General features: G+C 59.4%; 22 protein-coding genes and 1 tRNA gene. 17 read left to right on the plus strand and 6 right to left on the minus strand.

All coding sequences use genetic code 11. The features are described from left to right. Window positions 1–26: 26 nt before the first annotated feature. Both CLH61_RS01985 and CLH61_RS01990 read right to left on the minus strand, forming a co-directional pair. Window positions 27–1718, minus strand: a complete 1692-nt coding sequence (locus CLH61_RS01985) for an ABC transporter permease (protein ID WP_099613022.1) — start codon at window positions 1716–1718, stop codon at window positions 27–29. A gap of 106 nt (window positions 1719–1824) precedes the next feature. Continuing rightward, window positions 1825–2838: a Fe(3+) ABC transporter substrate-binding protein gene (locus CLH61_RS01990; protein ID WP_099613023.1), complete on the minus strand. Its 1014-nt coding sequence runs from the start codon at window positions 2836–2838 to the stop codon at window positions 1825–1827. Window positions 2839–3110: 272 nt separating this feature from the next. Here CLH61_RS01990 and CLH61_RS01995 point away from each other — a divergent pair, with 272 nt between their 5' ends. Continuing rightward, complete coding sequence (locus CLH61_RS01995; RefSeq protein WP_228152498.1) at window positions 3111–3716, plus strand: hypothetical protein; 606 nt, start codon at window positions 3111–3113, stop codon at window positions 3714–3716. Window positions 3717–3896: 180 nt separating this feature from the next. Continuing rightward, window positions 3897–5201 (plus strand): cyclic di-GMP phosphodiesterase, encoded by a 1305-nt coding sequence (locus CLH61_RS02000; protein ID WP_099613025.1) that lies wholly within the window; start codon window positions 3897–3899, stop codon window positions 5199–5201. 27 nt (window positions 5202–5228) lie between these two features. On the opposite strand, the gene CLH61_RS02005 is transcribed toward CLH61_RS02000, so the two are convergent. Next, window positions 5229–6335, minus strand: coding sequence for an organic solvent ABC transporter permease (locus CLH61_RS02005; protein ID WP_099613222.1), 1107 nt, complete (start codon window positions 6333–6335; stop codon window positions 5229–5231). A 286-nt stretch (window positions 6336–6621) separates the two neighbouring features. Between CLH61_RS02005 and CLH61_RS02010 the strand changes: the two genes are divergently transcribed. From CLH61_RS02010 to queF, 3 genes are read left to right on the plus strand one after another with little or no spacing between them, the layout of a single operon-like run. Then, a complete protein-coding gene (locus tag CLH61_RS02010) occupies window positions 6622–7584 on the plus strand; it encodes an ABC transporter ATP-binding protein (protein WP_099613026.1) in 963 nt (320 codons plus the stop codon). Continuing rightward, window positions 7581–8354: an ABC transporter permease gene (locus CLH61_RS02015; RefSeq protein ID WP_099613027.1), complete on the plus strand. Its 774-nt coding sequence runs from the start codon at window positions 7581–7583 to the stop codon at window positions 8352–8354. The genes CLH61_RS02010 and CLH61_RS02015 overlap by 4 nt, the downstream gene beginning before the upstream one ends. Before the next feature lie 14 nt (window positions 8355–8368). Next, complete coding sequence (gene queF, locus CLH61_RS02020; protein WP_099613028.1) at window positions 8369–9193, plus strand: NADPH-dependent 7-cyano-7-deazaguanine reductase QueF; 825 nt, start codon at window positions 8369–8371, stop codon at window positions 9191–9193. A gap of 85 nt (window positions 9194–9278) precedes the next feature. On the opposite strand, the gene CLH61_RS02025 is transcribed toward queF, so the two are convergent. After that, window positions 9279–10688: an adenylate/guanylate cyclase domain-containing protein gene (locus tag CLH61_RS02025; RefSeq protein WP_099613029.1), complete on the minus strand. Its 1410-nt coding sequence runs from the start codon at window positions 10686–10688 to the stop codon at window positions 9279–9281. A 4-nt stretch (window positions 10689–10692) separates the two neighbouring features. Then, the gene (locus CLH61_RS02030; RefSeq protein ID WP_099613030.1) at window positions 10693–11004 is read right to left on the minus strand and encodes an Mpo1-like protein; all 312 of its coding nucleotides are present in this window, start codon (window positions 11002–11004) and stop codon (window positions 10693–10695) included. Between the two features lie 143 nt (window positions 11005–11147). On the opposite strand from CLH61_RS02030, the gene CLH61_RS02035 reads away from it, so the two are divergent. From CLH61_RS02035 to secF, 7 genes are all read left to right on the plus strand, one after another. Continuing rightward, on the plus strand, window positions 11148–11720 hold the full coding sequence (locus CLH61_RS02035; protein ID WP_099613031.1) for a nitroreductase family protein: 573 nt from the start codon (window positions 11148–11150) through the stop codon (window positions 11718–11720). Between the two features lie 116 nt (window positions 11721–11836). Then, a tRNA-Leu gene (locus tag CLH61_RS02040) sits at window positions 11837–11923 on the plus strand. Window positions 11924–11964: 41 nt separating this feature from the next. Continuing rightward, window positions 11965–13041: a tRNA preQ1(34) S-adenosylmethionine ribosyltransferase-isomerase QueA gene (gene queA / locus CLH61_RS02045; RefSeq protein WP_099613032.1), complete on the plus strand. Its 1077-nt coding sequence runs from the start codon at window positions 11965–11967 to the stop codon at window positions 13039–13041. A gap of 14 nt (window positions 13042–13055) precedes the next feature. Then, a complete protein-coding gene (gene tgt, locus CLH61_RS02050) occupies window positions 13056–14174 on the plus strand; it encodes a tRNA guanosine(34) transglycosylase Tgt (RefSeq protein ID WP_099613223.1) in 1119 nt (372 codons plus the stop codon). A 59-nt stretch (window positions 14175–14233) separates the two neighbouring features. Next, on the plus strand, window positions 14234–14596 hold the full coding sequence (gene yajC / locus CLH61_RS02055) for a preprotein translocase subunit YajC (protein WP_099613033.1): 363 nt from the start codon (window positions 14234–14236) through the stop codon (window positions 14594–14596). Window positions 14597–14661: 65 nt separating this feature from the next. Next, complete coding sequence (gene secD / locus CLH61_RS02060) at window positions 14662–16536, plus strand: protein translocase subunit SecD (protein ID WP_099613034.1); 1875 nt, start codon at window positions 14662–14664, stop codon at window positions 16534–16536. Beyond that, window positions 16529–17482, plus strand: coding sequence for a protein translocase subunit SecF (gene secF / locus CLH61_RS02065; RefSeq protein WP_099613035.1), 954 nt, complete (start codon window positions 16529–16531; stop codon window positions 17480–17482). The genes secD and secF overlap by 8 nt, the downstream gene beginning before the upstream one ends. 107 nt (window positions 17483–17589) lie before the next feature. Here secF and CLH61_RS02070 read toward each other — a convergent pair whose 3' ends face one another. Further along, window positions 17590–18390 (minus strand): inositol monophosphatase family protein, encoded by an 801-nt coding sequence (locus CLH61_RS02070; protein ID WP_099613036.1) that lies wholly within the window; start codon window positions 18388–18390, stop codon window positions 17590–17592. Between the two features lie 181 nt (window positions 18391–18571). Here CLH61_RS02070 and trmJ point away from each other — a divergent pair, with 181 nt between their 5' ends. The 5 genes from trmJ (at window position 18572) to ndk (ending at window position 22445) form a co-directional block, all read left to right on the plus strand. Continuing rightward, window positions 18572–19438: a tRNA (cytosine(32)/uridine(32)-2'-O)-methyltransferase TrmJ gene (trmJ, locus tag CLH61_RS02075; RefSeq protein ID WP_099613037.1), complete on the plus strand. Its 867-nt coding sequence runs from the start codon at window positions 18572–18574 to the stop codon at window positions 19436–19438. Beyond that, window positions 19431–20204: a serine O-acetyltransferase gene (cysE, locus tag CLH61_RS02080; RefSeq protein ID WP_099613038.1), complete on the plus strand. Its 774-nt coding sequence runs from the start codon at window positions 19431–19433 to the stop codon at window positions 20202–20204. The genes trmJ and cysE overlap by 8 nt, the downstream gene beginning before the upstream one ends. A 78-nt stretch (window positions 20205–20282) precedes the next feature. Continuing rightward, the gene (iscR, locus tag CLH61_RS02085) at window positions 20283–20780 is read left to right on the plus strand and encodes a Fe-S cluster assembly transcriptional regulator IscR (protein WP_099613039.1); all 498 of its coding nucleotides are present in this window, start codon (window positions 20283–20285) and stop codon (window positions 20778–20780) included. Between the two features lie 19 nt (window positions 20781–20799). Further along, window positions 20800–21948, plus strand: coding sequence for an IscS subfamily cysteine desulfurase (locus CLH61_RS02090; protein ID WP_099613040.1), 1149 nt, complete (start codon window positions 20800–20802; stop codon window positions 21946–21948). A gap of 68 nt (window positions 21949–22016) precedes the next feature. Continuing rightward, window positions 22017–22445: a nucleoside-diphosphate kinase gene (gene ndk / locus CLH61_RS02095; protein WP_099613041.1), complete on the plus strand. Its 429-nt coding sequence runs from the start codon at window positions 22017–22019 to the stop codon at window positions 22443–22445. Window positions 22446–22459: the final 14 nt, after the last annotated feature.

The raw sequence follows: 22459 nt of genomic DNA on the forward strand, positions 1-22459 counted from the left end.
CCGCTGTCCGCCGGGCGGCCGTTGCTTCAGGTAAACGTACGGGAGCTGGCGATGGAGCGGCTCATCAGGATGATCGGAATGATGCCGGCCAGCACGATGATCAGTGCCGGCAGGGCGCTGTGGGCAAGCTTCTCGTCGGAGGCAAACTGGTACACATAGGTGGCCAGGGTGTCGAAATTGAATGGTCGCAGAATCAGCGTCGCCGGCAGTTCCTTCATGCAATCAACAAACACCACCAGTGCCGCCGTAAGCAGTGTGCCACGCAGCATGGGCAGGTGAATCCTGGCCAGTGTCTGGCCCGGGGTGTGCCCGAGGGACCGGGAGGCCATGTCCATGCTCGGGGTGATCTTCTGCAAGGCGCTTTCCACGCTGCCTGCCGACACCGCCAGGAAGCGCACGGTGTAGGCGAACACCATGGCGAACGCGGTACCGCTGAGCAACAGCCCGGTGCTCACATTGAAGTAATCCCGCATCAGGCTGTCCAGCCAGTTATCGAACCCTGCCAGCGGAATGATGACCCCTACGGCTAGCACTGCCCCCGGCATGGCGTAACCCAGGCTGGAAAGACGCATCAAGACCTGCATGCCGCGGGTGTTGTGCAGGCGGCGGCTGTAGGCCAGGGTGATACCAACCAGCAGGGTGGTCAGCGCGGCGGTTCCCGACAGGAACAGGCTGTTGATGGTATTGCGGAAGAATTCGTTATTCCAGCTCTCCTCGAAGTATTCCAGGGCGTAGGTGCCGAGGGTGAGCGCAGGCACTACGAAGCCGAGGACGACTGGAATGGCGCAGACCACCACGCAGACCATCTGGCGCGGGAATGACATGGTAAAGCGCCGGATGGGGTCGCGGTTATCGCGTGCGGCGAACTGTTCCTGACGGCGTCGGGAATACCGCTCGAGGGTTACCAGAATGACGACGAACGCCAGCATTGTCGTGGCAATCTGGGCAGCGCCCCCGAGATTGCCCAGGTTCATCCAGGTGTCGAAGAGTCCGGCAGTAAGGGTCTGGACCGCGAAGAAGTCTACGGTTCCGAAGTCGTTGAGGGTCTCCATCAGAACCAGTGACAGCCCCACCGCTATGGCAGGGCGGGCAATGGGCAATACCACCCGGAAGAAGGTGCTCAGTGCCGAGTGGCCCAGGCTGCGGCTGACCGAGAACAGCGACGGAGACTGCTCAAGGAAGGCGGCGCGGGCCAGCAGGTAGACATAGGGATAAAGTACCAGGCCGATCATCAGGGTGGCACCTTCGAGGCTGCGGATCTCCGGGAACCAGTAATCCCGTGCGCTGGACCAGCCGAACCATTCCCGCAGGGCTTTCTGCACTGGGCCGGCATAGTCGAGCAGGCTGGTGTAGACATAGGCAATCACGTAGGCCGGCACTGCAAACGGCAACAGCATGGCCCACTCGAAGAACTTCCGCCCGGGGAATTCGCACATGGTGACAGCCCAGGCCGTGGCAAGCCCGATGCCAAGGGTAATGATGGCGACCCCCGCCATCAGTTGCAGGGTGGTGATCAGATACCGCGGGAGCGTGGTCTCCAGCAGGTGAGGCCAGATGTTCTCATCGGGAAACAGGGCGAGGTAAAGCACCGAAAGAACCGGCAGGGCGACAATGGCGGTAATCAGGGCGGCGGCGATGTACCAGCGTTTGGAGGGTCGTCTGGTCAGCGTGGGTTGTTCCACCCGAGGCTCGTTGCCGGTTAATGCTACCTGGGCCATGCTCGTCCTGTTGTCGGTTTGAAAAGCTGCAATTCTGATAACACAAAACCCGGGTCGCAATGACCCGGGTCATAATCAGTTGCTTATCCTGGATCGGGGCAACATCTTAGTTGTCGTAGTCGACCCGGTCGACCATCTTGACCGCTGCGTTGCGATTTTCAGCGATTTCCTGCAACGACAGCGAATCCGGGTTGATCTCTCCCCACTCGGCAACTATGCCGGATGGTTTGACCGCCGGGTTGGCCGGGTATTCGGTGTTGGCTTCGGCATAGATCTGCTGGGCCTTCTCCCGGGACAGGAATTCCAGCAGCTTGATGGCTTCCTGCTGGTTCGGCGCACTCTTGGTCAGGGCTGCGCCACTGATGTTGATGTGCGTGCCGCGATCCCCTGCGTTCGGGAATACCAGGCGCACCGCTTCGGCGGCCGGACGCTGGTTGTCGTCGGCCAGCATGTTGCCATAGTAGTAGCTGTTGCCGATAGCTACGTCGCATACGCCTTCGGCAATCGCCTTGATCTGGTCGCGGTCGCCACCCTGGGGCTTACGGGCCAGATTGTCTTTTACACCACGCAGCCACTCTTCGGTTTTCTCCTCGCCGTGATGGGCAATCATCGAGGAAATCAGTGCGATGTTGTAGGGGTGCTTGCCGCTGCGGGTGCAGATGCGGTCGTTCCATTTTGGGTCGGCCAGGTCTTCGTAAGTGGTGATCTCACCTTCTTCAACCCGGTCGATGGAGGTAAAGATCAGGCGGGCACGGGTGGTGAGTGCGAACCACTTGCCGTCTGGATGGCGGAGATTGGCGGGAATGTTCTGTTCAAGGACGTCATTATCCACGGCCTGGACCAGGTCCCGCTCGACCAGTTCGTTGATGCGGGAGATGTCGGTGGTCATTACCAGGTCTGCCGGGCTGTTACGACCTTCGCGCTCAAGGCGCTCGGCCAGACCGTCTTTGGCGAATACCACGTTGGTCTTGATACCGGTTTCTTCGGTAAAGGCATCAAGCAGCGGTTCCAGCAGGTAGGCCTGGCGGTAGGAATAGATATTAACCTCACCTTCGGCGTTGGCGGCCAGGGGCATGACTGACAGGGCCATTGCGGCAGTTGCGGCCAGTTTCATTCGCATAGCAGTGTGTCCTTTACCGGATTCAGATGTGTTAACCGTAACCTGAATGGTTCGATGTATTAAACGCCAACCATTCTCATTTCTGTTGGTCGCAGTGTCAATACACCTGGAGAAAATTTCTGCGCTTGCCCGTGGCCGGCTTTGCCGGTTTGCGGAGTGATAGGCGGTTTGGCGGCGGGTCCCGCGCGACAATGGGCCGTTTGGGCAACGGTGGCAGCAGTTAGCGAACCGATGATTTCTGACAGGATTGCGGGCGTGAGTGCAGGGGACGAATGATCAGGGCAGGCGAAGGGTATGGCCGGCGTATCCGGAGGACCGGCTTGATGCTGATGCTGGTGTCTGGAATGCAGGGTTGTGCTTCCTATTACAGTCATTTTGCGATGTTCCCGGCGGAGAACTCGGCGGGAGAAGCGCGCCAGGTGCGGATAAGCTGGCAAACCGCTGAATATCCTGGCTGGTGGTTCGCCGATGACAAAGCGAGCACGATAAAGGTGGAAACCCAGTGCAGTGAGCGGGTATGGCGCCTCTCCGACAGTTCGCAGGATGAGGCGCGGGCCTGCGGCGGAGACATTGGTGCCTGTGCCGAGCCCCGTATGGACCGGCTTGCCGGCACCAATCAGCCGGCAGCTGCGGAAGTAATGTGTATGGCGATCAACCCGGGTGACCACGGGCGTATTACCGGCCTGCGTGGCGTGGTGGAGTTGCAGGTTTACTGCGAGCCAGTGAGTACCCGGCAGGGCGAGGGTGACAAGGCGGTCAATACCGACTACGTCCGGCCCTCGGTGGTGCCCTATCAGGTCCCGGTGCGCAGGGTAGAGCGGGGTTCCGCTGCCGACCGCTTGCCAGAGCTGGATGACGTACTGTGCAAGCATTCCTGACGGCGCCGTGATGCTGCAATAATGTGATTGGTGTCACGGCGGTACAAAAGATTGCCTTCGCAACCTTTCAGTAACATAACGTAGCATTCGGGTTACTTTGCGCTGCAAAAATGTAATGGACACTGGCCGGGGCTCGGGCACAATAGGCAATATCTCGTAATAGGATTTTTGAGGTGTTTCATGGGTGTCCAACAGAAGAAAGTGGCTTCGCAGGATCTGGAGATCGGCATGTTTGTGTCGGATCTGGACAGGCCCTGGCATCAGACTCCGTTTCCTATTCAGGGTTTCTATATTCGCACCCAGGACGACGTCCGGGCGGTCAGCTCCCATTGTAAATGGGTAAAGATTGATGTTGCCGAAACCCGCGACACCTCCTCGTTTGAGCACAGCAAGCTGGCAGCATTCACGCGCCGGCCATCCCGGCGTCAGGATGCCGAAGTGGTGCAGTTGCCGCCTTTGCATATCAAAGAGCCGGTCAGTTATCAGACCGAAACCACCCTGAAGAAAGAACTCAAGTCGGCCGCGCCACTGATCCGTGATGCCGAGGTGGCCCTGGAAGGCGTGCTGGCCAGTGTACGTGCCGGTCATATTCCGGACGTCCAGCCGCTGATCGGCGTTGTCCGCCTGATGACGGCCAGTGTGATCCGCAATCAGGACGCCATGTTGTGGCTTGCCCGCACCCGTAAACACGATAACTACACCTACTGGCACGCGCTCAACTCCGCAGTGTGGGGGCTGGTGTGCGGTCGCCACCTGGGCCTGAACGAGGGGTTGCTGAATCACCTCGGGATGGGCTGTATGCTGGCCCACATCGGTAAGGCCCAGTTGCCAGAAGAATTGCTGCGTAACGAGCAGACGCTCGTTGCGGAAGACTATGCGCTCTACCAGTCCTACGTCGACCGGGGCGTTGCGCTTCTCGAAGGCAGTGGCATATCGCGGGTGGTGCTGGGCATTGTCCAGAATCACCGTGAACGCCATAACGGAACCGGTTTCCCGCAGAAGATCCGTGGCGACCGGATCCCGTTACTGGCTCGCATCGCCGGCCTGGTGGAGTGTTATGAAACCATGATCGAGCCCCGCGAGGGCATGGTGCCGCTGACCCCGGCACAGGCGGTGGGACGGCTGTTCGACATGCGCAACATCGAGTTCCAGGAAGATCTGGTGGAGAACTTTATCCAGGCGATCGGTATCTATCCCACCGGCACGCTGGTTGAACTCAACGATGGCCAGCGTGGCGTGATTGTGTCCCACTCACCGAAGCGCCGGTTGTGGCCGAAAGTGATGGTAATGACCGATCAGCAGCATCGCCCGCTGAAGACCGCCACCATTATCAACCTCGCCAGCTACAATGAGGGCCGTGCCCCCGAGGAAGCGCTCCACATTAATGGTTGTCTGCCCAGTGGTGAGGTGGATCTGGATCCGGAGCGTTACGACGTGACTGGTGCAGAGTCGCGCTGGAGTCTGTCCAAGCTGGTCGGCGCCTGACCGCCGGCCACTCTGCGCGGGTTCCGGTCAGCGAACCAGAACCCGCAGTGATTTTCTTACCCACCGATAGCTGCCCGCCGGACGAAAATTAACGAGGATTTCCGATTCGGCTCCGGGTGCCCCCGCAACGAAATAATCGACAGTTGCCGACTGGCGGTCCCAGGCATGAACCTGGACGTCCAGCGGTCGCGTACTGATGGCTTCAAGCCCCTCCAGCTCAGGGGTGCCGCCAATTGCCCGGATGTTGAACGTCTTGATGGCTGTGTCGGTGGCGGGGTGGCTGGCAGTGTGCACGTCCAGATAATAGCGGTTGGCAAGGCCCGTGGTGGCGAGGTCGAGCTCCCGGGCCAGATACTCGCGGGCATCCTGCTGGCTGACTTCGCCAACTGTGCGTCGGGCAGCCAGGATCTGGTCGCGAAGATTCTGCAGGTCGTCCTGGTACAGGATGTCGGGGTCTCGCAGGGCGTCCTCGGCAGGCTTGATCGGGGCCAGGTCAATTTCCTCCTGGCTGGGTGGTTCGCCACACAACCGGTGGTCCTCCGGGTAGAAGCAGATTCCTGCCAGCAGCTGGTTTGCCGGGGAGGGGGTGTCGCCTTCCGCGGTAAAGGTGGTCTCGCCGGCCATGAAATCCACGGGACTACTCAGGTATGGCAGGCGGGCGTTGAGCTGGTCGATAACCCGCTGGCGTACTTCGATGCCACGGCCATCCCGGGTATTATCTTCCCAGTTCAGTGAGAGCAGGAACCGGGTCATGTTCATCAGGGGGACGTTGTTCAGCAGATCCTGCTCTGTGATTCGGTGGGTCAGCAGGCCTTCGTCATCGATACCGGGGGTGCCCAGGCGGGAGCGTACGGTTTCAATGAACTCCAGTGGCGTGATCACGTCGCGGGCGGGAATGCCGTCGGCAATAACCAGGTCGCCGGCCATCAGCCGGAGCTGCTCACCGGGATAATACCGATAGCTGCCGTCTGCGGTTGTGGTACCTTGCTGGCTGGCCGTCGTATAGCTGAGGCCGCTGATGCCGGAAGGGGTGACCAGGCCAACGCTGGCATCATTGGTGCCAGAATTGCCGGAGTCGAGGCATCCGGACAGCGGAATAATGGCGGATAACAAGATGAGCTGAGCGAATTTCATGCTGCGGTGTACCATCCCCGGTTGGTCGCCTCGGACTGCGCTGCCCGGGCTGAATTTGTAAATTGTTGTAACCGCATTATAGGTTTGGGGATGCCGCCATATCGGGATACCGGTCGCAGTTTGGTGATTTGCGGGGGGTGGTCTGCCGGGTCGTAGCGCCCGGGATGCCTTGGCCCTTGAAAAAGGCGAATCCGGCACAACCTTATAACGCTCTACGCTTTATTCAACTGATGTATCTATCGCGCCTGGCCGCATCGGCCGGGTGTGATGCTTTGCAGGAATCGCTATGTCCAACGCATTGGAGATTGCAGGTCTGACCAAGACCTACGGTGACGGGTTTCAGGCCCTCAAAGGTATCGACCTGACAGTCAGGGAAGGGGACTTCTTTGCGCTCCTGGGACCGAATGGCGCCGGCAAGTCCACCACGCTGGGCATCGTCTGCTCCCTGGTAAACAAGAGTGCGGGTACCGTAAAGGTGTTCGGCCACGACATTGACACCGACCTCTCTGCCGCCAAGGTGAACCTCGGTGTGGTCCCCCAGGAGTTCAACTTCAACCAGTTTGAAAAGGTCTTCGACATCGTCACCACCCAGGCCGGCTATTACGGGATTCCGCTGCGCCAGGCCCGGGTTTCCGCGGAGAAGTATCTCCGCAAACTGGGCCTATGGGACAAGCGGGACACGCCGGCGCGGATGCTTTCCGGCGGCATGAAGCGAAGGCTGATGATTGCCCGCGCGCTGGTTCATGAACCCCGTTTGCTGATCCTGGACGAACCGACCGCAGGTGTGGATATCGAGCTGCGGCGCTCGATGTGGGCATTCCTGGAAGAGATCAATCGTGAGGGCACCACCATTATCCTCACCACCCACTACCTGGAGGAGGCTGAGGCCCTGTGTCGCAATATTGCGATCATCGACCACGGCCTGATCCTGCGGAATACCAGCAAACGGGAATTGCTGCAGCAGTTGCATGTGGAAACCTTCGTGCTTGACACTGCAGAGCCTCTTGAGGGGGCTCCCGGGCTGGACGGTTTTGTCACCCGGCTGGATGACGAGGGTGCGCTGGAAGTGGACGTGGAAAAGGGACAGAGCCTGAATCGGGTCTTTATCGAACTTGAGGGTCTTGGCATCCGGGTGGTGAGTATGAGAACCAAGGCCAACCGGCTTGAGGAGTTGTTTATCCGCATGGTGGAAGAAAACGCGGTGGCTAACAAGAGCGCTGCGGCCGGCGCTAAGGGGGCCAGCGCATGAAAACGTCCGCGATCCTGACCGCCTTCAACACCATTGTCATCCGGGAAATTCGCCGTTTTACGCGAATCTGGCCGCAGACACTGCTGCCGCCGGCGGTGACCATGACACTCTACTTTATTATTTTCGGTAACCTGATCGGTTCCCGTATCGGGCAGATGGGCGGCTTCGATTATATGTCGTTCATTGTGCCGGGGCTGATCATGATGTCGGTGATCACCAGCTCCTACGCCAACGTGGTGTCGTCGTTCTTCTCGATGAAGTTCCAGCGCAGCATCGAGGAGCTGCTGGTGTCGCCAATTCCCAATTGGGTGATTCTGGCCGGCTATGTCACCGGCGGCATGGCCCGAGGCCTGGGCATCGGCGTTATCGTCACACTGCTGTCCCTGGCCTTCACCCGCCTGGAGATCCATCACCTCGGTGTGGTAGTGGTCACGGTGTTCCTGACGTCGGCGCTGTTTGCCATAGGTGGCTTCATCAACGCCATGCTGGCCACCAAGTTTGATGATATTTCCATCGTTCCGACCTTTGTGCTGACTCCGCTGACCTATCTTGGCGGGGTGTTTTATTCGATTCAGCTGCTGCCGGAGTTCTGGCAGGGTGTTTCGATGGTTAACCCCATCCTGTATATGGTCAATGCGTTCCGCTACGGCATTCTGGGCGTGTCGGACGTCAATGTTTATGTGGCACTGGGAATGATCCTGGTGTTCATCGTGCTGCTTGCTGCCGTTGCCCTGCGTTTGCTGGCCCGGGGCAAGGGCATCCGTCACTGATTGCGGACCTGATTATGGCTCTTGATAAAGCGCCGCTGGGCAAATCCAGCGAATACCCCGATCAATACAACCCGGAGCTGCTGTTCCCGGTTCCCCGGGACGATAACCGGCGACGCATTGGCCTCGCTGATGGCCGCTGGCCCTGGTTCGGAGAAGACCTGTGGCAGGCCTGGGAAGTATCCTGGTTGCGCCCGGGAGGGGTTCCGGCCGTGGCCTGGGCGGAAATCCGCATTCCGGCGGCTTCGGCATCACTGATTGAGTCCAAATCCCTCAAACTCTATCTGAACTCCCTGAACCAGATGACCTGTTCATCGTCGGCGCAGCTGGTGGGGTTGATCGAGCGGGACTTGTCGAGCGCAGCCGGCGCGGCAGTTTCTGTGGCGTTGCACAGTGTTGATGAGTCCGGTGTGGCCCATGGCCGGCCGGAAGGCTTCGAGCTGATTGACGATGAGCCTGTGGCGGACGTGCGTTATGACTATTGCCCGGAGGCGCTGACGATCGAAGGTGGTGCCCGGGTGGTGTCGGAAAAACTCTGTTCGCATCTGCTCAAGAGCAATTGCCCGGTAACCGGTCAGCCGGACTGGGGCACGGTCACCGTCGAATACACCGGCCCTGAACTGTCCCGCAGCGGGCTGCTCAAGTACATCGTTGGCTTTCGCCAGAAGCAGGACTTCCATGAGCACTGTGTGGAAACCCTGTTTACCGATCTGATGGCCCGTTGTCAGCCCTCGGAGCTCACGGTCTGTGCCCGCTACACCCGCCGTGGCGGACTGGACATCAATCCCTGGCGCAGTACCCGCGCAGGGGTTGCCCCCAGCCTGCGGCTGATCCGCCAATGAGGGTGGCCAGCGTCATCAGGCGGCGCAAGAGCTGGAGTCGCGAGGTTGGTCAGGGGAGTGCTGCAGGCGAATGCCGCTGTGAGTACTACAGGTCGTCTTCGTTGCGCAGCCGGTCGGCAGCTTCTTCCAGGGCCTGGAGAATCGAGCGGCGTTCCTTCTCGGTCACCTTGTCCGAGTCCAGGTACATTGCAAAACCGCTGTGCTCGTGCTCCAGGAAGCTCCGGTTGGGGCCCATGTCCCGCCGGAAATCCACCACTTCATAAATCGCCACCGGCTTGCCGAAGCCTTTCACGGTGATCTCGCCCTTGTCACGGCACATGATGCGGTCTTTGATCAGCGAGAAGGTTTCGTAGGACACCAGGATTTCTCCGGCGTCCGCAAGGGACTCCAGGCGGCTCGCCAGGTTCACTTCCTTGCCGATGATGGTGTAGTCCATCCGGTTCTCGGCACCGAAGTTGCCCACCGTGGTGTAGCCGGTACTGATCCCCATGCGGATTTCCAGGGGCGTCTTGATGCCCTGGCTTCGCCATTTCTGGCGCATGATCTTCATGTGCTTGCGCATCTCGATGGCCATGGAGACGCAGGCGAAGGCGTCTTCCCGCTGCCCCTTGGTGGTTGGGTCACCAAAGAAAATCATGATGGAGTCGCCCACGAATTTGTCGATGGTGCCGCCGTATTTGAGGGCGACCGCCGACATTTCGTCAAAGTAGTGGTTGAGCAGTTCGGTCAGTGCTTCCGGCTCCATCTCCTCGGACAGCTCGGTAAAGCCCTTGATGTCGGAGAAGAAGATCGCCAGCTTCTTGCGCTGGGTCTCCAGCCGGACGTCCCGCTCGCCAGTGAAGATCGATTGCCAGACCTGTGGCGACAGGTACTTTGACAGCTTGTGGGACAGCGCAATGGACTGCTCCCGCTGATTCTGGATCTGGGTTTTGGCCATCAGCAGGGTGCGGGCCTGTTGATGGGAATAGAATGCCGTCACGCAGATGTAGAGGCCGGTCGCCGCCATGGCGGTGATGCTGGTGAGCAAGGGGGACTGGAAGGACTCTGCCGGCCCCTGGATTCCTATGGCGATGATCAGCGAAATGACCATCAGCAACACGCCGAAAGTCCATTGTTTGATGCCGCCAACAATAAGGCAGCTGAACATCAGCATCAGGGCGACCGATACCGACGGTACTGCAACGAGCCCCAACAGCCCGATGAACATGCCGCCGATAGCGCAGTCGACCAGGAGCATGTGCTGGCGAATCCGCTGCACGCGGTTGAGGAAGGTTTTCCGGGTCAGGACGTAGGTGATGTGAGGCCAGACCAGGGCGCCGGCAATCAGCCAGTACATCCAGTTTGCGAAGACGTTTTCAAGGATGCCGACGCCAATCATGACCGCTGCGGCGGTGTAGCCGAGAAGTCGTCCGCTGTAATCGGGCAGCGGAGGAATGGCCACCGGTTGGCTGGCATCGATGACTGCTGATTTGCCTACGTTCAAGGTTGCACTCATGGAATCAGAAACGGATCCGGCCTGTCAGCATGTCTTTAAGCATTACCCAGTCACCCATCAGGCTGTAGAACGGATACTTGAATGTAGCGGGGCGGTTCTTCTCGAAACCGTAATGGCCCAGCCAGGCGAAACCGTAGCCTGTCACCGGTAACAGCCAGAGGTATGCATACTGGCGGGTGAGCAGGGCGAAGACCGCAATGACAATGACCAGCAGACTGCCGGTGTAGTGTAGCCTGCGGCAAACGGGATCACTGTGCTCTTCGAGGTAGTACGGGTAGAATTCCGAAAAACTACGGAAGGTGCGCTCTGTGGTCATTGTGCTTCTACCGGATAATTTTTAGTTTTAAGGTAGACTCGGTCAGATCCAAAGGTTAACAGCAAAGCTCAGCCGCCACAATTCCCAACCGCAGGTCTGCCCGGCGGTCACGTGGTCCCTGTACTCAATCTGGACAGATAGCTATGACAACGGTAATTGATGCCATCCTCAAGCGTTCCTCCGAGCCCCGTCTGCAGGAGCCGGCTCCCAGCCCGGACGTGTTGGAGGAGGCGTTTCGCTGCGCCGCACGGGCGCCGGATCATGCGCTGTTGAGGCCATGGCGCTATCTGGTCATTGAGGGCAAGGGCCTTGAGTCGCTCGGCAAGTTGTTTGCGGCAACGGCTGACCAGGGCAGTACCACCCTTGCGCAGGATCGGGAGAAGTTGCAGCGGATGCCACAGCGTGCCCCGATGGTGATCGTTGGTATCGTATCGCCCCGGCCGCACCCCAAGGTACCGCAGGTAGAGCAGGAGATGTCTGCGGCTGTGGGAATGGGTTACCTGCTGCTGGCGCTGCAATCTGCCGGATATGGCGGTATCTGGCGCACCGGCGAGATTGCCCGGGATCGGCGCGTAAGTGAAGGGTTGGGTCTGGCTGATCACGAATCGATTGCCGGCTTTCTCTATGTCGGGTCAGTGGTCTCGGAAAAGCCCGAGGTGCCACGGCCTGAGCTGGAGTCCTTTGTGGCCCGTTGGCCGGCGGACGACGCCGGCTGAGCCGGGAAGGTATTTGAATGCCTGGATGCGGGGTGCGTTCGTATTGCTTTCATTATTCAGGTCAGTATAATCCCCGAACTCTCCGATGCCGGGGTGGTGAAGTTTCAGGTTCAAATGGCGGTGTGGTGAAATTGGTAGACACGACGGATTCAAAATCCGTTGGGGTAAAACCCGTGGCGGTTCGAGTCCGCCCACCGCTACCATTTACAGGCCGTTCCGGCGGCGTCAGTGAATCCCCCTGCCCATGAATGTCTCAGATTTCCACTTCGACCTGCCGGACGAATTGATCGCCCGCTATCCGCTGGAAAAACGCAGTGCGTCCCGCTTGCTGGCCCTTGATGGCCTTACCGGCAATATCCACCATGGCAGTTTCCAGGACCTTCCCGGCCTGCTTCAGCCCGGCGACCTGCTGGTATTCAATAATACCCGGGTTATTCCCGCGCGCCTGTTCGGCCGCAAGGAAACCGGTGGCCAGGTCGAGATTCTGGTTGAACGGCTGACCGGTGAACATGAACTGCTTGCTCATGTGCGTGCTTCCAAATCTCCCAAGCCCGGGCAGCGCATCCTTCTGGAGGATGGCTCGGCGCTGGTGATGGACGGTCGCAAAGGGGAGCTGTTCTGCCTGCGCTGCGAAGGTGAGCGTAGGGCCCTCGAGTTGCTCGAAGCGATCGGCCACATGCCGCTTCCCCCCTATGTCGATCGTCCGGACGAGTCGACGGACCGCGAGCGCTATCAGACCGTGTACGCCAAGGAAGCGGGTGCGGTTGCCGCCCCCACGGCCGGGCTGCACTTCGATGAGGAAATGCTGGCGCGGCTGGCGGAGCAGGGGGTGGAGTCGGCATTTGTTACCCTGCATGTCGGCGCGGGAACGTTCCAGCCGGTGCGGGTGGAGCGGATCGAAGACCATGTCATGCACAGTGAAGTGGTGGACGTGCCGGAAGCTACTGTGGAGGCGGTTAACCGGACTCGTGCCCGGGGCGGACGGGTCGTTGCGGTTGGCACCACCTCGGTGCGCTCGCTGGAATCTGCCAGTCGGGGCGGAGTGCTGCGGCCCTTCCGTGGCGAGACCGATATCTTTATCAGTCCCGGTTACCGGTTTCAGACCGTGGATGCGATGGTAACCAATTTCCATTTGCCGGAATCTACGCTGATCATGCTGGTCAGCGCGTTTGCCGGTTATCAGAATGTGATGTCAGCCTACGCCGAGGCAGTGACAGAGCGATACCGCTTTTTCAGTTATGGCGATGCAATGTTTGTTACCGGTCAGGAGCCGAGTCTCGGCGCCCTGAGGGGGCATATGGGTCCGGGAGAATCCAAGTGAGCAAATCCTGTTTTATGTCGTTTGAGAAGCTGGGGGAAGACGGGCGCGCTCGTCGTGGCCGGCTGACCTTTCCCCGTGGCACTGTGGAAACCCCGGCGTTCATGCCGGTCGGCACCTATGGCACGGTCAAGGGTATGTTGCCCCGGGATATCGAGGCCATAGGCGCCGAAATCATCCTTGGGAATACCTTCCACCTGATGCTCCGGCCGGGCACTGAAGTCGTCAAGGCCCATGGCGACCTGCACGACTTTACCCAGTGGCAGGGCCCGATCCTCACGGATTCCGGCGGCTTCCAGGTGTTCAGCCTGGGCGAGATGCGCAAGATCACCGAATCCGGGGTCACCTTCCGTTCGCCGGTGGATGGTTCGCCGGTCGAGCTGAACCCCGAGATCGCAATGCGGGTCCAGCGCGACCTGGGGTCTGACATTGTGATGATCTTTGACGAATGCACGCCGTACCCTGCCACCGAAAAGCAGGCGCGGGAATCGATGGAGCTATCCCTGCGCTGGGCTGAGCGCAGCAAAGCGGCCCACGGTGATAACCCTGCGGCGCTGTTCGGTATCGTGCAGGGCGGTATGTACCCCGATTTGCGTGAACGGTCCCTTGAAGGGCTGACCGGTATAGGCTTCGACGGCTACGCCATCGGCGGCCTGTCAGTTGGCGAGCCCAAGGAAGACATGATTCGGATTCTTGACTTTCTGCCGCCGAAAATGCCGGAAGACCGTCCCCGCTACCTGATGGGCGTTGGCCGCCCGGAGGATATTGTGGAGGCTGTGCGTCGTGGTGTGGATATGTTTGACTGCGTGATGCCCACCCGCAATGCGCGCAACGGCTACCTGTTTACCTCCACCGGCATCGTCAAGATCCGCAATGCCCGTAACCGACACGACACCGGCCCGCTGGATGATCGCTGTGACTGTTATACCTGCCAGCATTTCTCCCGCAGTTATCTGCACCACCTCGACAAGTGTGGTGAAATGCTCGGCGCCCAGCTCAATACCATCCATAACCTCCGGTACTATCAGAACCTTATGGCCGGATTGCGTGGCGCTATTGAAGCAGGTACATTGTCGGACTTTGTTGAATCCTTCTATGCCCGCCGCGGCGAAACAGTACCACCGCTTGGCGGCTGACGGGCGCGGCCTGAAGGCCACCCAAAACAACTTGTGACCTGAAAAACGGAGATGTACCGATGAAAACAATGAAACTGCTGGCCGCTGCGATGATGGCTGTCCTGCCTGGCCTGGCCATGGCCCAGGATGCGGCCCCCCAGGGTATGGGTGTGATGGGGCAGGTGATCTTCTTCGCCGGCTTTATCCTGATTTTCTACTTCCTGATCTGGCGTCCGCAGTCCAAGCGCGCCAAAGAGCACAAGAACCTGATGTCCGGTCTCAACAAGGGCGACGAAGTGGTGACTTCCGGCGGTGTTGCCGGCCGTATCACCAAAGTCACCGATGACTTTATCGTGATCGAAGTTGCCGACAACGTGGAAATCAAGGTCCAGAAAGTTGCTGTTGCGGCCGCGCTGCCGAAGGGCACCCTGAAGGACATCTGAGCCAGGTCGTTTTCGCGACCTGAGAACGCCACGCTGAAAGTGACAGCCGGTCAAAAAGGGACCCCATGCTGAACAAGTATCCGCTCTGGAAAAACCTGGTCATCCTGATCGCCCTCGCGGTCGGGTTTGTCTATGCCTTGCCGAACCTGTTTCCCGACGATTATGCCGTGCAGGTTACCGGTGCCCGAAGCAGCACCGATGTAAGCCAGGGAACGCTCGACAAGGCCGTATCCGCACTCCAGTCCGCCGGGATTGAGGTTAAATCCGCGGAACTCGGAGGGCGTGATGCGCTTATCCGGTTGCTGGATGCCGAGGCACAGCTCAAGGCCCGGCCGGTCGTGCAGGAAGCGCTGGGGTCCGATTATCTGGTTGCCCTCAATATGGCAGCATCCACCCCGGACTGGCTGAGAAGCCTGGGGGCGGGCCCGATGAAGCTGGGTCTCGACCTGCGTGGTGGTGTTCACTTCCTGCTTGAGGTGGATATGGAAACTGCGCTCGCGCAGCGCCTTGAAGCCATGTCCAGCCAGGTCAAGCAGGATCTGCGTGAGGAGCGCATCCGCTACCTCGGTGGCGATGTCGAGGGGGACCGCAATATCGTCCTCAAGTTCCGTGATGAGGCTTCCCGCAGTGAAGCGTTCACCCTGCTCCAGCGTCAGTACAATCAGTTCCTGCTGGATGAGCAGCGTGCGGGTGATGACTATCTGCTCACGCTCACGCTGTCCGAGGCTGAGGTCCGGCAGATCCAGGAATACGCTCTGGAGCAGAACCTCACCACCATCCGCAATCGGGTTAACGAACTCGGGGTGGCTGAGCCGCTGGTGCAGCGCCAGGGTGCAGACCGCATTATCGTTGAATTGCCAGGTGTGCAGGATACCGCCCAGGCTAAACGGGTACTTGGAGCAACCGCTAACCTGGAGTTCCGCCTCGAGGCGCGCCAGGATGCCTCCGCGGCGACTACCGAGGCTTACGACTTCCGCGACCAGCCGGGTCGCAGTGCCCGTCTTGAACGCGACGTCATCGTGACCGGTGACAATGTTTCCAATGCCCAGCAGGCCTTTGATGAGAACGGTCAGCCCCAGGTCAACATCACCATGGACGCGGTGGGCGGTGACCTGATGAACCGGGCTACCCGCAACGCGATCAAGCGGCGTATGGCGGTGCTGTTTATCGAGTACAAGACTGAAACCGAGCAGCGTGTGATTGATGGTGAAGTGACCACTGTAGAGAATCGTGTGGTTGAGAAGGGCATCATCAGTCTGGCTACCATTCAGTCGGCGCTGGGCAGCAGTTTCCGCATTACCGGGCTGGATTCCATTCCGGAAGCGGCCGAGCTCGCCTTGCTGCTGCGTGCAGGCTCGCTCGCTGCACCCATGTACTTTGTCCAGGAGCGTACTATCGGTCCGAGCCTGGGGCAGAAGAACATCAATGCCGGCACCATGTCGGTTGTGCTGGGTTTTGCGCTGGTACTGCTCTACATGCTGGTGTATTACCGCGGATTTGGTCTGGTGGCCAACGTCGCCCTGACCCTGAACCTGATGCTGCTGATCGCCTGCATGTCGATCCTGTCGGCGACCCTGACGCTGCCGGGTATTGCCGGTATCGTTCTGACGGTGGGTATGGCGGTGGATGCCAACGTGTTGATCTTCGAGCGCATCCGTGAAGAGCTGCGAGCGGGTGTGCCGCCCCAGTCGGCGATCAATGCCGGTTATTCGCGCGCCTTCGTGTCCATCTTCGATGCCAACATTACGACGTTGCTGGTCGCGGTGATCCTGTTCGCCATGGGGTCGGGTCCGGTCAAGGGCTTCGCAGTTACCCTTTGTCTCGGTATTCTGACCTCCATGTTCACCGGGCTGATGGTAAGTCGCAGTATTGTCAATCTCGTATACGGCGGCCGGAAGGTCGAAAAGCTGTCGATCGGAGGGAAGCTCGCCAATGTCTGAAGTTGATAAGAAGCCTATTGATTTCATGGGAATACGGAAGATTGCTTTCGTAGTTTCTGTTGTTCTGGTAATTGCTTCCATCGCCCTGCTTGCGGTTCGTGGCCTTAATTACGGCCTTGATTTCACTGGTGGCACATCGGTGGAGCTGGAGTACGAAGTGGCGCCTTCGCTTCCGGACGTGAGAGCGGCCCTGGCGGACGCCGGCTATGACAATTTCGTCGTGCAGAACTTCGGCACGGATACCACGGTGCTGGTGCGCCTGGCCGCCGCCGATGATGATGAGCTGGCCAACCGGATTGCCAGTACCCTGGGCGCTGGCGGGGACAAGCTGGAGCTGGTGAGTTCAGAGTTTGTCGGTTCCCAGGTGGGGGATGAACTCAAAGAAGACAGTGGCCTGGGCCTGCTGATAGCACTGGCCGTGGTACTGATTTACGTGGGTATGCGGTTCCAGTTCAAGTTCGGTATCGCCTCGGTGCTGCCGCTGGCCCACGACGTCATCATCATTCTGGGCGTCTTTGCCCTGTTCCAGTGGACCTTTGACCTGACAGTGCTGGCGGCACTGCTGGCGGTTATCGGCTACTCCCTCAACGACACCATTGTTGTGGCTGACCGTATCCGGGAAAACTTCCGCAAGATGCGGGTAGGGGATTCCGAACATATTATCAACGAATCCATCCACCAGACGATCGGAAGGACCATCAACACCTCCGGTACCACCCTGGTGGTGCTGATTGCCCTGTATGTACTGGGTGGTGAGGCGATCAACAACTTCGCTCTCGCGCTGATCATCGGTGTGGTTGTGGGTACCTACTCGTCGATCTATGTGTCCGCCAACCTGCTGATCACCCTGGGTGTAACCCGGGAAGACCTGATCGTGCCGCCGAAAGAGGGTGTGGCCGGGGCGGAAGAGGAAGAGCAGCCGCCAGAGTGGCTGAACCGGATGTAAACCTTATTCAGGACTGGTCATCGCCATCAAAAAAGCCGCGCCTGTGATGCAGAGCGCGGCTTTTTTATGCCGGTGTTAACCGGTATAGGCTGATCCTGAAACGGGGATCAGCGGGGCAGGCGGCCCCGGAACGGATGCAGGGATTTCAGCAGTTCCTTGAACAGCTTGGGGTTGGCAACCACCAGCTGACGGCTCTGACCGCTGGATGGGTTGCCCGAGAAATCGCCGGTCAGTGCGCCGGACTCTTGGGCAACCGCAACGGCAACTGTCATATCTTCGGCCTGGGGACGGAAAATGACCGCCGCGTCGAGCTGGCCTGCGGCCACCCGCGCAATGTCCAGGGATACGCAGCCGCTGGTGCGGAACATGCCGGATTGTTGTGCCAGTACAGCGGCCATTTCACCCCACAGCAGCGGGTCGTCGGAGCCGCGTGCCTGGTCCAGCAGGTTGCTTGCAACTGCTGCCTTCTCTTTTTGCGCCGCGGTACCGGTACGGATGCGGCGACTGTTGAGGGCGGCTCCGTGGCCACGGCTGGCCGAGTATTCCTCACCGGTGATCGGGTTGACCAGCAGCACGTTCTCGGTGCGATTGGCTTTCTTCTGGACCAGGGCGAGGGCGAACTCGGGGATGCCACGAAGGAAGTTTTCCCGTCCCAGAACGGCAAAGATATGCCAGGTTTTGTCGTTGGCGCCCGCATCCGCGTCGTTCAGCGGTGAAATCACATGGTCCTTGTAGGCCTTCTGAAGCTGCTCGGCAAAGTTGTCGTACAGGGACTGTTCCACCCGATCAAGCTGACGTCGGCGTTCGGCCTCGTCCCGCTCACTGGGTTCCTGACGCTCGAAATGTGCTTTCAGATAATCGGAACCCTGGCGGGCGACGCGCAGGGCCATTTTAATTGCTGGTTGCATCTGACTGTTCAATACCTGGGTTTGTGAAGGTTGCGTATCATATCAAAAGGCGCTAACCCCTTGTATGTTTTTTCCTCCGCAATAGCACGGATGGGGCTTTCGGGTATTCCGGAGCAGCCGGGGGCTGTCAGGTTCTGCTATCATATGTCGCCTTGATTCACTGAACAGAGTACATGCCAACATGCATAAGCCTGCGCTGCCGGGGGAAGGGTCCGAATTGCTGAGTACACGGATCCGGATTGTCCTTGTGGAAACCTCTCATTCCGGGAACATTGGTGCGGTGGCCAGGGCCATGAAAAACATGGGGTTGTCGAACCTCTGGCTGGTCAGCCCGGTGTCGTTTCCCGATGAGACCTCCTATGCCAGGTCATCCGGTGCAGCGGATGTGCTGGACGGTGCGCGGGTGGTGAGCAGCCTGGATGAGGCGCTTGCTGACTGCGTGATGGTGATGGGAACCAGTGCCCGCGGGCGCAAGGTGCCCTGGCCGGTGATTCCGCCACCCGAAGCCGCCCGCAAGGCGCATGAGGCGACAGCCGGTGGTGACGTTGCCCTGGTTTTTGGCCGGGAGAACAGCGGTTTGACCAACGAGGAGCTGCAACGATGTCATTTTCACATCCATATTCCGTCGAATCCGGATTACAGCTCCCTTAACCTGGCGATGGCGGTACAGGTGCTGTGCTATGAGTTGCGCATGGATTATCTGCGCAGCCTTGAAGAAGGGGAGCAGCGGCCTTACCTCGGTTCAATGACGGCTCCGGGCGACGAGGGCTGGGACGTTGCACCGGCACCGGTTCGCGACGTGGAGGGTTTCTTCGAGCACCTGGAACAGGTGTTGGTTGATGTGGACTTTCACCGCCGTGACAAGCCGCGCCAGTTGATGACCCGGCTGCGCAGGCTGTTTCAGCGGGCCGGGCTGGACCAAATGGAAGTGAATATTCTCAGAGGCATACTGACGGCGGTACAGAAGGCAGCAGGAAAGCCGGCTGCCGGAGCGGGTGAATCCACGTCACCGGCGGCGTCACGGGAACAGGAAGACAAGCATGTTTGAACGTTTGAAAGAAGATGTCCGCAGTGTTTTTCACCGTGATCCGGCGGCACGGAATACCTTTGAAGTTCTGACCAACTATCCCGGGCTGCATGCGTTGTTGCTGCACCGCCTGGCGCACTGGCTGTGGAATCTCGGGCTGAAGTGGCTGGCCCGCACGGTTTCGACCATTTCGCGCTGGTTTACCGGCATCGAGATCCACCCCGGTGCGACGATCGGCCGCCGATTCTTCATTGACCACGGTATGGGGGTGGTGATTGGCGAGACCACCGTCATTGGTGACGACGTCACGCTGTATCAGGGGGTGACTCTCGGTGGTACCACCTGGAACAAGGGCAAGCGGCATCCGACCATTGGCAATAACGTGGTGGTGGGTGCAGGTGCCAAGATTCTTGGTCCGTTCGAAGTGGGTGAGGGGGCCAAGATCGGATCCAACTCGGTGGTCACCAAAGAAGTGCCGCCCGGCGCTACGGTGGTGGGAATTCCTGGCCGGATTATTGTCAAGCGGCAGGATCCTGACGAAGCCCGGCGCCGGGACATGGAGGAACGGATGGGCTTTGACGCCTACGGGGTTACCGAAGAGATGCCCGATCCGGTTGCCCGTGCGATGCGCAGCCTGCTGGATCATATGCATGCAGTTGACGACCGCATCGAGAACATGTGCAAGGCCATTCGCAAGGTGAACAGTGAATACCGGGATGGCGAGTTGCCGCCGCTGGATGAGCAGGATTTTGATTGTGTGCGCGATGAGCGCAACGACCCCCGCTGAATACTTGACTGATTTGCTAGGTCAATTCATACTCGGGGACCGCAAATCCAGAATCCGTGCCATGCCGAGGCTTACGATATGCGACTGACCACTAAGGGCCGTTATGCCGTAACGGCCATGCTTGATCTGGCCCTTCACGGTGACCAGGGTCCGGTCAGTCTGGCAGATATCTCGGCGCGGCAGGAAATCTCCCTTTCCTACCTTGAGCAGCTGTTTTCGCGACTCCGCAAACACAAGCTGGTGGTCAGTGTGCGCGGCCCGGGCGGTGGTTATCGGCTGAGTCGCGGGACTGACGAGGTGTTCATCTCGCAGGTCGTGGATGCCGTCAATGAATCCCTGGATACTACCCGTTGTGGTAACAGGGGCGATTGCCAGAACGGCGAAAAATGCCTGACCCACCATCTCTGGTCCGACCTGAGTAATCAGATTCACCAGTTTTTGAGTGAAATCAGCCTTGCGGACCTGATGAAGAATCGCGAAATCCAGGTGGTCGCCGCGCGCCAGAATCTGCGTCAGGGCAATGATGAATCCCAGACAATCAACACCGAGCGCCTCGCTGACCGGGCGCCGGCCTGAAGCTAACGATCTCCAGACTATGAAAAAGCCTGTGTATATGGATTACGCAGCGACGACCCCCGTTGATCCGGTCGTTGCTGACGAGATGATGAAGTACCTTACCGCAGATGGAGTTTTCGGCAACCCTGCATCACGCTCCCATGGCTACGGCTGGCAGGCGGAGTCCGCGGTAGAGACGGCGCGACGCCAGGTGGCGAACCTGATAGGTGCCGATCCGCGGGAGATTGTCTGGACGTCGGGCGCGACCGAGTCGGATAACCTGGCGATCAAGGGCGCGGTAGCCGGCCATCAGTCCCCCCACATCATTACCTCGGCGATTGAGCACAAGGCGGTGCTGGACACCTGTAAGTGGCTCGAAGACCACGGCTGCGAAGTTACCTGGCTCCAGCCGGCAGCGGATGGGCAAATCGAGTTGGCTCAGGTGGAAGCCGCACTGACCCGTCGCACCACGCTGGTCAGCCTGATGATGGTGAATAACGAGCTGGGCACGATCACTGATATTGCTGCCATTGGCAACCTGCTGCGGGAGCGGGGTGTGCTGTTCCACGTCGATGCCGCCCAGGCCGCGGGCAAGTTGCCGGTGGATGTGGCGCGTATGCCGGTTGATCTGATGTCGTTATCCGGCCACAAGGTCTATGGCCCCAAAGGGGTGGGTGCGCTCTACGTTCGGCGCGCTCCGGAAGTCCGTATCGAAGCCCAGATCCACGGTGGTGGCCACGAGCGGGGAATGCGCTCCGGCACTCTGCCAACCCATCAGATTGCCGGAATGGGCAAGGCGTTCGAGGTGGCTGCCGAGCATCTCGATGCTGAAATCGAGACACTTGAACGGCTGCGTGCCCGGTTTCTCGCCGGGCTGGCAGAACTGGATGGCGTTTCTCTCAATGGCAGTGATCGTTACCGGGTGCCGGGCATCATGAATCTGTCGTTTGCCGGGGTCGAAGCGGAATCGCTGATGCTGGGGCTGCGGGATATCGCGGTCTCGTCCGGTTCAGCCTGCGCCTCTGCCACCCTGGAGCCGTCCTATGTGCTGCGCGGCATAGGGCTCAGTGACGAGCAGGCCCACCGGGCCCTGAGATTTTCCCTCGGACGCTTCACTACCGAACAGGAGGTGGATTTCGCGGCCTCCCAAGTGGTTGATGTTGTGACCCGTCTGCGTGCAGTCCGGTAGGCAGTAGGCCCCGGACTGCGTATAATCCCACTCCTGAATTTTTATCCTGACCAATCTGGAGAAATACCATGGCAATCGAGCGCACGCTCTCTATCATCAAGCCCGACGCAGTAGCCAAGAATGTGATCGGTGAAATCTACAGCCGTTTTGAGAAAGCCGGCCTGAGCATTGTCGCTGCCAAGATGCAGCACCTGACCCAGGAGCAGGCTGAAGGCTTTTACGCCGAGCACAAAGAGCGTCCGTTCTTTGCTGACCTGGTTGCCTTCATGACCTCCGGTCCGGTTGTTGTTCAGGTACTGGAAGGCGAAGGTGCGGTTCTGAAGAACCGTGACCTGATGGGCGCGACCAACCCGAAGGAAGCAGCTGCCGGTACCATCCGTGCCGATTTCGCTTCTTCCATCGACGCGAACGCGGTGCACGGTTCCGATTCTGCAGCTTCTGCAGAGCGTGAAATCGCATATTTTTTCAATGACAGCGAAATCTGCCCGCGCGGCTGATTGTGCTGAACGGG

It is taken from the genome of Marinobacter profundi, from assembly GCF_002744715.1.
GTDB lineage: Bacteria > Pseudomonadota > Gammaproteobacteria > Pseudomonadales > Oleiphilaceae > Marinobacter > Marinobacter profundi.

Bases quoted from the DNA above. Each gene is read 5' to 3' on its own strand.
- CLH61_RS01985 (WP_099613022.1), bottom strand. From the start codon at position 1,718: ATGGCCCAGGTAGCATTAACCGGCAACGAGCCTCGGGTGGAACAACCC.
- CLH61_RS01990 (WP_099613023.1), bottom strand. From the start codon at position 2,838: ATGCGAATGAAACTGGCCGCAACTGCCGCAATGGCCCTGTCAGTCATG.
- CLH61_RS01995 (WP_228152498.1), top strand. From the start codon at position 3,111: ATGATCAGGGCAGGCGAAGGGTATGGCCGGCGTATCCGGAGGACCGGC.
- CLH61_RS02000 (WP_099613025.1), top strand. From the start codon at position 3,897: ATGGGTGTCCAACAGAAGAAAGTGGCTTCGCAGGATCTGGAGATCGGC.
- CLH61_RS02005 (WP_099613222.1), bottom strand. From the start codon at position 6,335: ATGAAATTCGCTCAGCTCATCTTGTTATCCGCCATTATTCCGCTGTCC.
- CLH61_RS02010 (WP_099613026.1), top strand. From the start codon at position 6,622: ATGTCCAACGCATTGGAGATTGCAGGTCTGACCAAGACCTACGGTGAC.
- CLH61_RS02015 (WP_099613027.1), top strand. From the start codon at position 7,581: ATGAAAACGTCCGCGATCCTGACCGCCTTCAACACCATTGTCATCCGG.
- queF (WP_099613028.1), top strand. From the start codon at position 8,369: ATGGCTCTTGATAAAGCGCCGCTGGGCAAATCCAGCGAATACCCCGAT.
- CLH61_RS02025 (WP_099613029.1), bottom strand. From the start codon at position 10,688: ATGAGTGCAACCTTGAACGTAGGCAAATCAGCAGTCATCGATGCCAGC.
- CLH61_RS02030 (WP_099613030.1), bottom strand. From the start codon at position 11,004: ATGACCACAGAGCGCACCTTCCGTAGTTTTTCGGAATTCTACCCGTAC.
- CLH61_RS02035 (WP_099613031.1), top strand. From the start codon at position 11,148: ATGACAACGGTAATTGATGCCATCCTCAAGCGTTCCTCCGAGCCCCGT.
- queA (WP_099613032.1), top strand. From the start codon at position 11,965: ATGAATGTCTCAGATTTCCACTTCGACCTGCCGGACGAATTGATCGCC.
- tgt (WP_099613223.1), top strand. From the start codon at position 13,056: ATGTCGTTTGAGAAGCTGGGGGAAGACGGGCGCGCTCGTCGTGGCCGG.
- yajC (WP_099613033.1), top strand. From the start codon at position 14,234: ATGAAAACAATGAAACTGCTGGCCGCTGCGATGATGGCTGTCCTGCCT.
- secD (WP_099613034.1), top strand. From the start codon at position 14,662: ATGCTGAACAAGTATCCGCTCTGGAAAAACCTGGTCATCCTGATCGCC.
- secF (WP_099613035.1), top strand. From the start codon at position 16,529: ATGTCTGAAGTTGATAAGAAGCCTATTGATTTCATGGGAATACGGAAG.
- CLH61_RS02070 (WP_099613036.1), bottom strand. From the start codon at position 18,390: ATGCAACCAGCAATTAAAATGGCCCTGCGCGTCGCCCGCCAGGGTTCC.
- trmJ (WP_099613037.1), top strand. From the start codon at position 18,572: ATGCATAAGCCTGCGCTGCCGGGGGAAGGGTCCGAATTGCTGAGTACA.
- cysE (WP_099613038.1), top strand. From the start codon at position 19,431: ATGTTTGAACGTTTGAAAGAAGATGTCCGCAGTGTTTTTCACCGTGAT.
- iscR (WP_099613039.1), top strand. From the start codon at position 20,283: ATGCGACTGACCACTAAGGGCCGTTATGCCGTAACGGCCATGCTTGAT.
- CLH61_RS02090 (WP_099613040.1), top strand. From the start codon at position 20,800: ATGAAAAAGCCTGTGTATATGGATTACGCAGCGACGACCCCCGTTGAT.
- ndk (WP_099613041.1), top strand. From the start codon at position 22,017: ATGGCAATCGAGCGCACGCTCTCTATCATCAAGCCCGACGCAGTAGCC.